The organism is Actinomadura rudentiformis (genome assembly GCF_008923185.1).
GTDB lineage: Bacteria > Actinomycetota > Actinomycetes > Streptosporangiales > Streptosporangiaceae > Spirillospora > Spirillospora rudentiformis.
In genome coordinates this window covers 90,621-103,672 of record NZ_WBMT01000014.1, presented here as the reverse complement: position 1 = coordinate 103,672, position 13,052 = coordinate 90,621, and the positions used below count along the sequence as shown (strand labels likewise).

Sequence of the window (13,052 nt, the reverse complement as noted above, 5' to 3'; positions counted from 1 at the left end):
CACGCCCAGGCGTAGTTTCGGGTGATGGAGGCCACCAAGAGATGGACCGCCGCCGGTAAGGACGACGGCGTCCTGGACGCGATCGACCAGGCCCTCAAGGCGCACGGCTGGCGAGAGATCAGCCGCGGAGACGGCACCATCGAGGCCCGCTTCGGGTCGCGGCTGGCGCTCCGCATCTGGGGCGTCTTCCTGCCGCCGGGACGCAAACGGTTCCCGATGCGCGTCAAGATCGCCGTCGACGGCTCCGAGGTGGCGGCGGACCTCAGGAGCGACGAGGGCTGGTATCTCCTGCAGATGTCCGCCATGGACCAGGTCTTCATGGACCATGCCGCCCGTGTCTTCGAGGCCCTCCGGGACGCCACCGGGAATGTCCGACACCCTGGATAAGGTCCGGGCGGATCCATCGTCGCCGATCAGGGGGAGCCGTGTCCAAGGCCCAGCAGTTGCGTTCGCTCCACGACGACCTTCTCATCCTGCCGAACGCCTGGGACGTGGCGAGCGCCGCCGCGATCGCCCAGGCGGGTGCGCCCGCCCTCGGGACCACCAGCGCCGGGATCGCCTGGTCGCTGGGCCGCCCGGACGGTCACCGGCTCACCCGTGACGAGATGGTCGAAGTCGTCAGCCGCATCGTCGCCGCCGTCGACATCCCGGTCAGCGCCGACATCGAGAACGGCTACGGCGAGAGCCCCGCGGACGTGGCCGAGACCGTCCGCCGGGTCGTCGCCACGGGCGCCGTCGGCATCAACCTGGAAGACTCCCGCTCCTACACGGCGCCCCTGCACACCCCCGAGGAGCAGGCCGCCCGCCTCCGTGCCGCCCGTGACGCCGGCGGGCCCGACCTGGTCGTCAACGCTCGTACGGACGTCTATTTCTCCCGCGCGGTCGAGCGCGACACCCGTCCGGCCGAAGTACGCGCCCGCGCCAAGATCTACGCCGAGGCCGGCGCCGACTGCCTGTTCGTCCCCGGCCTGCTCGACCTGGACGAGCTGAGCGCCCTCACCGCCGAGTCCCCGCTCCCGATCAACGTGATGGCAGACCCCAACGGCCCGGGCGTCCGCCAGCTCGCCGACGCGGGCGTCCGCCGCATCAGCCTGGGCGCCGCCCTCCATCTCTCCACCTACGCCGCCACCCACCGCGCCGTGGCGACCCTCCTCCGCAACGGCACCTACGAGGAGTTCGCCGACTCCACCGAAGTGGCCCCCAAGATCGTCAAGCTCTGACGCGCCGTTCCGCCCGTCCACCATGATCGGCCACGGTGGACGGACGGGACTCTCAGGCCGTCAGCCAGGGCCAGGTCGCGGACTGTCGGGCTTCCAGGAGCGGGATGAGGCCGAACGCGGCGTCGTTCAGCCCGCCGAAGGTGTGCCGGTTGCCGGTCCCGGAGGGGCCATGGCCGTGCTTGTATCCGGCGAGATTCCAGGTGTAGACGGGAACGTCCGGTGGGACCTGAGCCGTGGGGTCGCCGCCGTGGTAGCCGCCCCACGCCTGCTCGTCGGTCACGATCACCACACGGTCGTGGGCGCGGAAGTTCGCCCGTACCGCCTCGGCCGTCTCGGTGCCGCCCATCGAGGTGAACCGCTTGAGCACGGTCAGCAGCGACTCGCCGCGGCGCACCCTGACCCGGCGGTGGCCGGTGCCGAACTCGACCAGATCGGCGTCCTGGGCGCGCATGGCGAGCGCGGCGCCGAAGATGGCGGCCGAGTCGGCGCGGTTGAGCCCCGACTTGTCGGAGATCCGGCCGAACATCGAGCCGGACCGGTCGACCAGGATCAGCGACCGGCCGCGCAGGGCGGGCACGTTGGCCAGCGAGTGGTTGAGCGCCTTCTCCAGCGCGTACGACCACCGCAGCGACGGCGCGGCCTTGTAGGCCGCAAGGAAGCGGAACGGGAACATCCGCGAGCGCGCGACCACCTCGGGGTTGGAGATCTTTGCGGCGACCTGTGCGGCGACCTCGTCACTGACGCCCGCCTGGTCGAAGTTGCGCAGGTTGCGCACGAGGGCGAACACCCCCATCGACGGGATCATCGCCTCCCATGCGGCGGCGTCCATCGGGCCCTGGAGCCAGCCCGCCAGCGCTTCCCAGGTGATGCCCGCGCGGCGCAGCACCTGCGGGTCCTCCAGCACACGGCGGCGCTCGTCGACCGGCATGGACAGCAGCGCGCTACGGCGCGTCAGCGTCCCCAGTGACTCGGGGATCGGGGCGTCGGCCTGGTAGGGGCGCTTCACCACGTACCCGAACAGGTCGTGCTGCCACGGTCCCTGGAAACGGTTGCCCTGCGAGCTGCCCTTGCGGTCGCCCGGGTGGGTGAGGTTGAGGATGTCGGCGAACGTGAAGCCGCGCGCCTCCGAGCTGCCCCACTTGACGTAGTTGAACTCGGTGCCGAGCCGCAGAACGGCATCGCCGATGCCACGCTTGACCGGCTTGGGAATCGCACGGCCGTAGGTGGCGGTCCAGTACGCGAGTGCTTCGCCCGGCTCATCGGCGCGCGCGAGCACGCTGGACACCAGCTGCCGGTTGCCGCCGTGCAGACCGGCGTCCAGGCGCGCCCGGACCGCTTCGAGGGCGCCGACGATCGGAGCCGAGCGCATGCCGGCCTGGGTGCGCAGCCAGGGGAGGAAGCCCGCCAGCCAGTCTCCGTCGGTGACGGCGGCCTGGTGGACGAGGGCACGGTAGCGGTCGTCGCGGTCGCCGGCCTTCTCGTAGAACGTGCCTTCGCCGACCATGTTGGTCACTGCGAGCAGAAAAAGTTCGCTCTTGGTATCGCGGACATGACCGGGGGCGCCTTCATGGGTACGGCCGGACGCGACCGCTTCCGCGGTCACCGGACTCGACGTGGCGGTCCGCATACGGCTCCGGTTGAACTTCGCCATTGAAAGGCCCCTTCCATGCAGGGAGGAGCACGCTTCGTGGAATGCCCGAGGTCAGAATTCGGCGACGGTCCGAAAATTCCGCTGCTCTACCCATCTGAGCTACGCCACCGTGAGGCGGCGGTGGGACTCGAACCCACGACCCGCGGATCCCAAAGGAAGTATCCGTTGCCTTCGCACCGGGCATCCCACGAAGTTCGTGCTCCTCCCGAGATCAGGTCGGCGCACGGGGTGCCCTGCCAATTGGGCGACAGCCGCACGAGAGCGGCTGCGGGGAATCGAACCTCGAAGTACCCGTTCACCTGCGCACCGGGAGGTGCGTGTTCAGTGATGAAACGTTCTGGAGTTGTGGCCTCCCGAGATCAAAGACGGCCGCAGGATCGGTTTTCTTATGGTGAAAGAAGTAACCCGTGGCCTTCGCACCGGGAGGTCGTTGCTTTGCCTCTCTAAGAGGACCACATCGCTCGTCGTGGGCTCAACTTAATTTGTCCTCATAGCGAGGCGGACATGAACGAACGGGCACTATGCGCGCGGCGAAGTCCTGCCGAGGTGGTCCGGCGGCGGGCATGGGCAGGGGGGCGTTGGTGAAGGATGTGAGTCTGGGAGGTGGGCATGCGGGTCGTTCGGGTGCCGGGGGTTGAGGATCTGGAACGGGCTTGGCGTGATGTGAGCGGGGTCTTGCAGCCCACTCCTGTCGTGCCGAGCGGGATCGGGTTGCTCAAACTGGAGACGTTCCAGCCGACCGGGTCGTTCAAGGTCCGGGGTGCGATCGCTGCGCTGACGCCGGAGGAGCCCGCCGTCACCGCCAGCGCCGGTAATCATGGGCTGGCCATGGCGTACGCGGCGTCGCGGGTGGGTGCGGAGCTGACCGTGGTCGTGTCGAGGCGGGCCTCGGCGGCGAAGGTCGCCAAGATCCGGTCGTATCCGGTGCGGCTGGTGGAACACGGTGACGACTACGACCAGGCCGAGGCCCACGCTCTGAACCTGCCGGGCCGTTATGTGTCGCCCTACAACGATCCGCACGTGATCGCTGGGCAGGGCACGCTCGGGTGCGAGCTCGACGCTCAGGTGCACGGGCCGATGACGGTGGTCGCGCCGGTCGGCGGGGGAGGGCTCGCCGCCGGACTGACCTTGTGGGCGCGGCAGCGTGGTGATGTGCGGGTGGTGGGAGTGGAGGCCGCCCGGTCGCAGGCCGTCTCCGCGGCGGTGGGTGCGGGGAATGTCGTGGAGGTCGAGGTCGGGGAGACGATCGCCGACGGGCTCGCGGGCAACCTCGAACCCGGGTCCGTGACGCCTGACGTTCTCCGGCACGCCGAGCTGACGTCGGCGACCGAGGCCGAGATCCGGGGTGCCATGCGCTGGCTGTTCGCTGAGCACGGCCTGGTGGTCGAGGGGGCGGGCGCGTGCGGGGTCGCGGCGGTGCTGGCCGGCAAGGTCGAGGTGTCGGGCCGGCTGGTCGTGGTGCTCTCCGGCCGCAACATCACCATCCCGACGTACAGCGAGGCTCTGATCTGAAGCTCACCGTGCCGGCCTTCCCTGACCGAGTTCGGTCGGTCCGTCCAATCTCGGGGTGAAGGAGGCGGCTGCGGGCTAGTGTGTCCTGCGCGTCGGCGAGGGACAGGTGACGAGTGGGGCGATCGGGCTTCCGCGGGGCGATGCGCGCGGCGTTCAGCAGGGATCGGGTGACGGGCCAGGTGGCGCTCGGCCTGGTCGGCCTGCTGCTGGTGACCGCGGTGGTGTACGGGGTGGGCATCGCCAGCGCCAAGTACAGGCTCGCCGATGTGGGCGCCTGGTTGACCGCCAAGAGCAAGGGCGTGCTCGTCCACGTGAACGGACCGGCGGCCAAGGTCGACGGCAAGGCCGCGCTCCTCCCGCAGATGCGCAACCACCGGATCAAGGTCGTGCAGGACGGCAACACCGTGCTGCTCGTCGACCTCGACACCGGAGTCGTCAGCCGGATCGATCCGTCGCAGTTGAAGGTGACGCAGAGCAAGGCGCTCGGCGGGCTCAACCTTCAGGTGCTCGCCGAGGCGGGCAAGGCGTACACCGTCGATCCGGTCAAGGGCGCGGTCCAGCAGATCGATCCGGTCAGCCTGACGCCGGTCGGACCGTCCGCGGTGCTGTCACCGCCGTTGGAGGAGGCCGGAGTCGACGTGCGGGGCACCCTGTGGGTGCCGGTGCCGCAACTGGGAGAGGTCACGCCGTTCCGGGACGGCCGGCTCCTGCCGACGACCAAGGTCGGGAAGGCCGGGGACCGGCTGTCGCTCGTGATGGCCGCGGGCGAGCCCGTCGTGGTGAACTCCACGGCGGCCAACGCGACCGTGTTCGGAAGCTCGGGCGTCCGCCTCTACGTCAGGCTCCCGTCGACCGTGCGGGCGGCGAACGCTGAGACGCTGGTCCCCGCCCGGACGGAGGGGACGGTCATCCCTCTGCTCGTGCAGAGCACCGGGGCGCTGACATTGCTGGACAGCGGCACCGGCCGGCATCAGGGAGTCGCGCTCAAGCTGCCCAAACACCGCTACCAGCCGCCCCAGATCCTGGGTCCCAGGATCTATGTCCCTGATGAGTCCCTGGGGCAGTTGCACGTCTACAACACCGCGACGGGCAGCAGCGAAAAGGCGATTCCCGTGGCGGGCCGTAACTCCAGCCTGGAGGTCTTCGTCAAGGAAGGCATGCTCTGGGCCCACGATCCGGGCCAGCCCAAGGCGGTCGTCGTGGACGGCAACGGCGCGGCGAGCGCGTTCGGGAAGTACGAGACGAAGATCCCGGGTGGGGACAAGCGCCAGCCCTTGCCGTCCGGTGGCAGTGGTGACGGCCGGACTCCGCCTCCCGGTCCTTCGCCTGATCTACCGTCCTCCCCACCACGCCCGCCGGGCGCGCCGACGCCTCCCACGCAGCTGACCACGAGGTTCGAGGGCGGCGCCATGCGGATCGGGTTCAAGCCGTCGCGCGGCGGGACGCCGACCGGATACGTCATCAAGGACGTCCCGCAGGGGCTCACCGCCAGTCCCCGGTCGATACCGGTCAACGTGGGCGCGTTGGAGTTCAGTGTCGCTGGCGGTGACTGCGATAAGGAATACCGCTTCCGCGTCGCCGTCCAATACCGGGACGCCCAGGGGAGGGCGTCGGAACTCGCCTCCGATCCCAGTCCGCCGGTCCGTCCCTGCACGGCTCCGCTCTCGCCTCGCAACGTCAAAGCCGAGGCCACGGCCCAGGGCGCGAAGATCTCATGGGAGCCGGGCGCGGGAACGGACGATCCCTCCACCCGCTACCAGGTCAGCTCGGAGACCACCAGCACGCTCGACATCAAGGGCACCAGCATCGTGCTGTCCGACGTCTTCACGAACGGGCAGTACTCATTCCACGTGGGGTCGTCCAACGGCGCGGGCGGCAACGAGGGCACCAGCATCAACGTCACCCTGACCGGTCCGGCCCAGAGGTACCCGATCCAGCACAACGGCAGCGGCTCGACCGCATATGTGAGGGCCAAGCCTGACAAGGAGAGTGCCCAGGTCTTCACCTACAAGGACAACGGGCACACGCTGACCGTGCTCTGTCAGGTCAAGGGGGCGAACTACACGCACCCGAACAACAACCCTGACTTCGCCGGAAACCTCTACAACAAGGTCCGAACGCCTAAAGGCGACGGCTACATGATCGGGTATCTCGCCAAGACTCCCAACAGCGCCGGCAGTGGCTGGAAGACGTTCCTCGGCCTCCCGCTCTGGCGCTGCGAGTGACGGTGAACGGGACGTGGTCAGCCTGCGACGCGGGCGCCGCGGATGCACTTGGGGCGTGACCACGACACCTTGGGAGAGTTGTCCGCGCCGAGGCCGGGGACGGAGCCCACGCGGAAGCAGTAGCCCAGCTTGGGGTTGAGCTTCGAGATGGTCGTGGTGACGGCGCCGTTGCTCACGGGCACGACCGCGCTCGTTCCGAACGGGGCCTGCTGGACGAGGATCGGCATCTGCCGGGCGACCGGGGGCAGCCGCCAGGCGAGGCTGACCGACGTGCCGTACGGCTTCGCCGCCAGGCCGTAGGGGCGGGCGGCGGCGAGCTGCTTGCCGGTGACGGGGGCGTTGCCGAGAGGAGCCTGGGTGCCGCCGTTCTGCGGTGTGAGCGGGCTGGAACCCTGGGTCGCCGGGTCCTTCGGCCCGCCGCCCCCGCCGGAAAGCGCGAGTGCGCCCAGGCCGACGGCGAGCCCGCCCGCGAGCGCGACCGAGACGGCGACGATCAGTCCGCGCCGCGGGCCGTCCGAGCCGGGCTGGGACGCGTGTGGATGCTGCACTTGCTGCGGGGGCCAAGTCGGAGCCGGTGCCTGGTCAGCCGCGGGTGTGGCGGCCACCGCCGGGCCGCCTGGCAGGCCGGGCTGCGCGGACGGCACGGGGTGAGGGGTGGTGGGGTAGCCCGTCGGCGGTGCGGACTGGGAAGCGGGAGCGTTCGGGTGCCAGGGGGAGAGCGGGCCGGACGGGGACACCTGCTCGGTCACACCGTCCGGCGTCGCGGCCGGTGGGGCCGCGGATGCCGGTGTGGTGGTGGAACGCGGCGTCGTCGGTGCCCATTCGGGGACCGCCGGAGGACGCGGGTGCGCCGGGAACTGCGGGGGAATGACGGGCGCGTCGCCGCTGCCGCTGTGCGCGAGGTCGGTGATGGGCAGGCCCAGCTCCGCCTGGAGCTGCTGCAGCCGCTGCGCGAACTCGACGGCGCTGCCGAAACGATGTTCCGGTGCCTTGGCCATCGCCTGGCTGATGACCTCGAAGACCTGGCCCGGTACGTCGCTCCGCTGGAACGCGGGCGGCGGGTCGTTCATGATGCGCAGCATCAGCGGCGCGATGCCCTCGCCGCGCGGTCCCTTGAACGCGGGCTGCCCCGCCAGCAGCTGGTAGAGCGTGGAGCCGAGCGAGTAGATGTCGGACCCGACGCCGGGCGTCCTGCCCTCGAGCACCTCGGGCGCAGCGTGGTGCGGGGTGAACGCCTGCGTGTGGCTGTGGTCGAACGAGTCCGTCAGCCGGGCGATGCCGAAGTCGGCGAGGGCCGGTTCGCCGTATTTCGAGACGAGGATGTTCTGCGGCTTGACGTCGCGGTGGAGCACGTCGGTCTCGTGTGTGGCGGCCAGCGCGCCCGCCATTTTCACGCCGATGCGCAGCGCCTCGCCGACGGGCAGCGGCCCTTCGCGTTCGAGCCGGTCGATCAGCGCGCCGCGTTCGAAGTACTCCATCGCGATGTACGGGCGGCCGAACCGGCTCGTTCCGGTGTCGAGGACCGTGACGATGTTGGGGTGCCCCGAAAGCCGACCGGTGATCTTGCATTCGCGCTGGAACCGGCGCATGGCCGCGTCGTCGACCGCGCTGATCGACAGGACCTTGAGCGCCACCGTCCGGTCCAGGCGTTCCTGGTGGGCCCGGTAGACGACGCTGAATCCGCCCTCGCCGACCTGCTCCAGCACCCGATAGCCGGGAACGTCCTCGGTCATGAGATGGGCAGGTTCCTTCGGTGGAGGGCGGCCCGAGGGTGTTCCCCCGGAGAAGGACCAGATTAGTACCTGGACGAAACGGACGAGGCTGTACGGCTCGATGGGCCGGTGGCGGCCACGTACGCATTAGTCGTTAGCTATTGAACTACGCATCTCTCGCATGTCACGCTGCCCAGGTGTACGAGGCGCTGAACGACGAGCACGACTACGTGATCGACGAGATCGAGGGCAGGCTCCCCGACGGCCTGACTGGCACCCTCTACCGCAACGGCCCCGGGCGATGGCAGGTCGGGGAGAGCCTGCTCGACCACATCTTCGACGGCGACGGCATGGTGTCGATGTTCTCGTTCGCCGACGGCCGGATCCGCTACCGCAACCGGTACGTCCGGACGCGCCACTACCGGTACGGGCAGCGCACGGGGCGGGTCGGGCTGCGTGGCCTGGGCACGCAGCGGCCCGGCGGGATGCTCGCCAACATGTTCCGCCCGCCCGCCAACGTCGCCAACACCGGCGTGATCCTGCACGGCGGGCAGCTCCTCGCCCTCTGGGAGGGCGGCCGCCCGTTCCGCCTCGACCCCGACGACCTGGAGACGCTCGGCGAGCACTCGTTCGGCGGCCGGCTGAGGATGGCCGCCGCGTTCTCCGCCCACCCGTCCCGCTGCCCCGGCACGGGCGAGTTGTTCAACTTCGGGATGGACTTCACGCGCAGGCGCGGGCTCCGCTGCTACCGCGTCGACACCCGCGGGCGGCTGCATCACCTGCCGCGGATCTCGCTCCCGTACAGCCCGTGGAACCACGACTTCGCGCTCACCCGCCGTCATCTGGTGTTCGTGATCAACCCGGTGATACCGAAGGCCGTGCCGATCCTGCTCGGCACCGGCTCGATCGCCGGCGGGCTGCGGTACGAGCCGCACCGGCCGACCTGCTTCACGATCGTGCCGCGCCATGGCGGCAAGGCCCGGATCATCGAGCATGAGGCGCTGCTGGGCTTCCATTTCGTCAACGCCTTTGAGGACGGTTCGGATATCGTCGTCGAATTCGTGCGTTTCGCGGACTGGGATCAGGTTTCCACGGCATTCCGTGAATTCCGTACCAGCGATTTCCCCTGGGGTTGTGCGCTCATGCGTTACCGCATCACCCCCGCCGGGCGGGTCGAGGGCCAGGAGCTCTGCGCGCTGCCGATGGAGCTGCCGCACGCCGACGTACGGCGGGCAGGGCGCGAGCACCGCTTCACCTACTTCGCCGGCCGGACGAGCCCGTCCGCCGTCGGCATCCACGCCTACGACCACGTGACCGGCGAGCGCTCTGTCCACGAGCTGCCGCCGGGCCACGGCTTCGGCGAACCGGTCTTCGTGCCGCGCGGCCGCGACGCCGACGAGGGTGACGGCTGGCTGCTGACGCTCGCGTACGACCCGGACGAGCATCGTTCCCGGCTGCTGATCCTCGACGCGCGGGACGTGCCGGCCGAGCCGCTGGCCGTGGCGTGGCTGCGCCATCACCTTCCGATGGGCTTCCACGGCTCGTTCACCGAACGCGTCGCGGGGAAATAGCGGGATAAGTCACCCTGGCCGGTTAAGGGTTCCGTCAATTCCGGTCCGCCGCGTCACCCGCCCTCCCTAGCCTCTGGGGCGATATCGCTCAGCAGGTCAAGAGGGAGTTGGCTCGATGCCGGAAGATGCCATGGCGCGTACCGAGGCGGAGTCGCATTATCGCGACCTTGTTCGCCTGGCGTATTTCGTGCTTCCTGGAAACGGAAAGCGATTCTACCGGCTGGCGATCGCCCAGCGGATCGTCGACGGAGTCCTGGCCGGCGGGGGATTTCTCGGCCTGCGCCGCCGCACCCCCGCCAAGCAGCGGACCAAGGTGCTGCGGATGGCCATGCGCCCGTCCTGGCGGCTCCGGATCGGCCTCGGCCCGTGGTTGCGCGCGCTGCCCGCCAAGCTGCCCGACCCGGCGCTCACCAAGGCGCTCGCGGGGATGGAGCCGCGGGTCCGCGTGGCGTACGTGCTGCGGCACATCGAAGGCCTGCCGAGGTACGCGGTCCGCGACCAGCTCGTGGAGCTGCGGTTCCGCGAGGTGTGGCCGATCATCGACGCCGCCGACGCCACCGACCGTCCCGCGGCGCGGCCCGAACCGTTCGAGCCGACCCCGGTCCGCCTCGGCCGCCGCCCCGTGCTCCCGATCGCCGCCGCGACCCTGGTCACGTTGCTGATCGGCGCACTGATCGCGAGCGGCAGCGGCGGCTCGCTGCTCGGCGGCGCCCTTTCCGCCGAGGCCCGTAAAGTGCGTCTCAGTTCGGCCGCACCGGACGCCTGGACGCGCCATACGCACACGCTGGACGTATGGCCCGCCCGAGGCGACCTGGTGAACGACCGGGCGTTCACAGCCCGGGCCGTGGACGCCTGGTCCAGGAAGGCGCGGCTCTCCGGCAAGGCCCAGCTGCTCTTCGCCGGCCGGGTCAGCGGTGTCCCGATCGCCCTGCTGCGCCACCGTGACAGGATCGCCCGCTACACCGGATCACCCGAGGGCCTGGAGGTCACCGCCGCCGGGACCGACGCGTCCAACCCCATCGCCCTCGGCGGGGGGCGCTACCTCCTCGCCCCATGGGACACCGGCGCCATGACCCCGTCCGGCCGGAAGGTGACCGTGACGGGCGGCGTGACCGACGCCGTGACCGTCCGGACCCGCTGCCGGCGCGGGCCGCTGCTCGACCTCAGCGGGGATGACGGGTCCCGCACCGTGGGTGAGTTCGGCGGCATCCGCCCTGTGACCTTGACCTACCGTTCACCCACATCCACCGCCCCGCTCCCCACGAGCCCGTCTGTCAGCCCGTCGGCACTGCCCGCCACATCCCCGGCCGCCAAGCCCGCCACGTCGCCCGCCAAGTCCTCCACCGCGTCGGCCAAGCCGCGCACTTCGCCCGCCAACACCGCCAAGACACCGGCCAAGTCCGCCACCGCGCCCGTGAAGACGGCTCCTGTGAAGCCTGTGCCTGTGAAATCCACGCGGCTCAAGGCGGCGAACGTGAGGCTGTGGGATCGGCTCAGCTGCCTGCTGCCACAGCCGGCTCGGCCGGTGATCGAGGCGTTGGCCTGGGACTTCTGGGCCGGCTCGCTGCCGCACGGCGGCGGGCGTGCCCAGTGGGTGTGCACCCGCATGGCCTTCGCCGGCGGCGGCGACTCCGCACAGGCGGCGCTCGTGGCGGAGAAGGAAGAGCTCGCCACCGGCCGGTGCGATGGGCGGCAACCTGTCAGCGGCACCTGGTGGAAGGCGCCGTCGGACCGCTGGTACTACCTGGCCGCCGCCGCGCGCGATCTCGTGCCGCATGCGGAGGGCCCGGTGAGCAAGCCCAAGGTGACCAAGAGGCTTCTGGTCGGCTCGGCTCCGCAGGCCAAGCAGCGGCCCGAGAGCCCCGTCACGCTGACCACCCGGCCGGAGTGATCCGCCCGGCCGGGCCCGGCGGTCTTGCGGCGGGGCGGTCAGCGCGCACTTACCGCGATCGGGCACACTAGGGGTGCACCGAACGAGGTTCAGGCGGTTGGGCGAAAGGGGTCGCGCATGGGCAAGGGTCCGCTCTCCGGAGTGCGGGTGATCGAGCTGGCCGGGATCGGGCCGGGTCCGTTCGCCGCCATGCTGCTGGCCGACCTGGGGGCCGAGGTGATCCGCGTTGACCGGGCCGCCGCCGCGTCCAAGGGCGGCGGGTTCGCCGCCACCGACTTCACCAACCGGGGCAAGCGCTCGATCGCCGTCGACCTCAAGAGCGAGCAGGGCAAGGAGGTCGTGCTCCGGCTGGCCGAGCGGTCCGATGTGCTGCTGGAGGGTTTCCGGCCCGGGGTGACCGAACGGCTCGGCATCGGCCCTGACGAGTGCCTGGCCCGCAACCCCATGCTCGTCTACGGCCGGATGACCGGGTGGGGCCAGGAGGGTCCGCTCTCGCAGAGCGCCGGTCACGATGTGGGTTACATCGCGATCACCGGCGCCCTGCACGCCATCGGCCGCGCGGGCGGCCCGCCGCAGGTGCCGATGAACCTCCTCGGCGACTTCGCCGGCGGCAGCATGTACTTGATCGTCGGGGTCCTCGCCGCCCTGCTGGAGGCCAAGGTGAGCGGCCGCGGGCAGGTCGTGGACGCCGCGATCGTCGACGGCACGGCCCACCTCTCGACGTTCATCCACGCTTTCCTCGCCGGCGGGATGTGGCGGGACGAGCGCGGTGTGAACATGCTCGACACCGGTGCGCCCTGGTACGACGTCTACGAGACCGCCGACGGCAAGCACATGGCGGTCGGCGCGATCGAGCCGCAGTTCTATGCCGAGTTCGTCCGGCTCCTCGGCCTCCAGAACGAGGATCTCCCCGCCCAGCACGACCGGGACGGCTGGCCCGAGCTGCGCGAACGGTTCGCCGCCGCGTTCAAGGCCAGGACCCGCGACGAATGGGCCGAGGTCTTCCTGCCCAGCGACGCCTGCGTGGCTCCCGTCCTCTCGCTCAAGGAGGCCACCGAGCACCCGTACAACACCGAACGGGGCGTCTTCGTCGCCCAGGGCGGCCACCTCCAGCCCGCCCCCGCGCCCCGCTTCTCCCGTACTCCCGCCGAGGTCGAGGGGCTTCCGGTCCGTCCCGGCGTCAACAGCCGCGACATCCTCACCGACCTGGGCTTCGACGACGTCGAGGGCCTGCTCTCCTCCGGCGCGGTGGCCCAGGCCTGACCTGCCT

General features: G+C 70.5%; 9 protein-coding genes. 7 read left to right on the top strand and 2 right to left on the bottom strand.

Annotated features, from left to right (window positions below):
* Nucleotides 1-24 precede the first annotated feature (24 nt).
* Both F8566_RS28035 and F8566_RS28030 read left to right on the top strand, forming a co-directional pair.
* A complete protein-coding gene (locus F8566_RS28035) occupies nt 25-387 on the top strand; it encodes a hypothetical protein (protein WP_151564842.1) in 363 nt (120 codons plus the stop codon).
* 38 nt (nt 388-425) lie between these two features.
* Nucleotides 426-1,220 (top strand): isocitrate lyase/PEP mutase family protein, encoded by a 795-nt coding sequence (locus F8566_RS28030; RefSeq protein ID WP_151564841.1) that lies wholly within the window; start codon nt 426-428, stop codon nt 1,218-1,220.
* A 52-nt stretch (nt 1,221-1,272) separates the two neighbouring features.
* On the opposite strand, the gene F8566_RS28025 is transcribed toward F8566_RS28030, so the two are convergent.
* The gene (locus F8566_RS28025) at nt 1,273-2,871 is read right to left on the bottom strand and encodes a TROVE domain-containing protein (protein ID WP_151564840.1); all 1,599 of its coding nucleotides are present in this window, start codon (nt 2,869-2,871) and stop codon (nt 1,273-1,275) included.
* A gap of 609 nt (nt 2,872-3,480) precedes the next feature.
* On the opposite strand from F8566_RS28025, the gene F8566_RS28020 reads away from it, so the two are divergent.
* Both F8566_RS28020 and F8566_RS28015 read left to right on the top strand, forming a co-directional pair.
* Nucleotides 3,481-4,383 carry a threonine ammonia-lyase gene (locus tag F8566_RS28020; protein ID WP_151564839.1) on the top strand — a complete coding sequence of 301 codons (903 nt, stop codon included), beginning with the start codon at nt 3,481-3,483 and terminating at the stop codon, nt 4,381-4,383.
* Between the two features lie 113 nt (nt 4,384-4,496).
* Complete coding sequence (locus F8566_RS28015) at nt 4,497-6,608, top strand: fibronectin type III domain-containing protein (protein WP_151564838.1); 2,112 nt, start codon at nt 4,497-4,499, stop codon at nt 6,606-6,608.
* 17 nt (nt 6,609-6,625) lie between these two features.
* Here F8566_RS28015 and F8566_RS28010 read toward each other — a convergent pair whose 3' ends face one another.
* Nucleotides 6,626-8,341 (bottom strand): serine/threonine-protein kinase, encoded by a 1,716-nt coding sequence (locus tag F8566_RS28010; RefSeq protein ID WP_151564837.1) that lies wholly within the window; start codon nt 8,339-8,341, stop codon nt 6,626-6,628.
* Nucleotides 8,342-8,517: 176 nt separating this feature from the next.
* On the opposite strand from F8566_RS28010, the gene F8566_RS28005 reads away from it, so the two are divergent.
* The 3 genes from F8566_RS28005 (at nt 8,518) to F8566_RS27995 (ending at nt 13,045) form a co-directional block, all read left to right on the top strand.
* Nucleotides 8,518-9,891, top strand: coding sequence for a carotenoid oxygenase family protein (locus tag F8566_RS28005; protein ID WP_192809892.1), 1,374 nt, complete (start codon nt 8,518-8,520; stop codon nt 9,889-9,891).
* A gap of 115 nt (nt 9,892-10,006) precedes the next feature.
* Nucleotides 10,007-11,782, top strand: a complete 1,776-nt coding sequence (locus F8566_RS28000; protein WP_151564835.1) for a hypothetical protein — start codon at nt 10,007-10,009, stop codon at nt 11,780-11,782.
* 117 nt (nt 11,783-11,899) lie between these two features.
* A complete protein-coding gene (locus F8566_RS27995; protein ID WP_151564834.1) occupies nt 11,900-13,045 on the top strand; it encodes a CaiB/BaiF CoA transferase family protein in 1,146 nt (381 codons plus the stop codon).
* Nucleotides 13,046-13,052 lie beyond the last annotated feature (7 nt).

Excerpts from the sequence above, each read along its gene's own strand:
- F8566_RS28010 (WP_151564837.1), bottom strand. The coding sequence starts at position 8,341 with ATGACCGAGGACGTTCCCGGCTATCGGGTGCTGGAGCAGGTCGGCGAG.
- F8566_RS27995 (WP_151564834.1), top strand. The coding sequence starts at position 11,900 with ATGGGCAAGGGTCCGCTCTCCGGAGTGCGGGTGATCGAGCTGGCCGGG.
- F8566_RS28020 (WP_151564839.1), top strand. The coding sequence starts at position 3,481 with ATGCGGGTCGTTCGGGTGCCGGGGGTTGAGGATCTGGAACGGGCTTGG.
- F8566_RS28035 (WP_151564842.1), top strand. The coding sequence starts at position 25 with ATGGAGGCCACCAAGAGATGGACCGCCGCCGGTAAGGACGACGGCGTC.
- F8566_RS28000 (WP_151564835.1), top strand. The coding sequence starts at position 10,007 with ATGCCGGAAGATGCCATGGCGCGTACCGAGGCGGAGTCGCATTATCGC.
- F8566_RS28025 (WP_151564840.1), bottom strand. The coding sequence starts at position 2,871 with ATGGCGAAGTTCAACCGGAGCCGTATGCGGACCGCCACGTCGAGTCCG.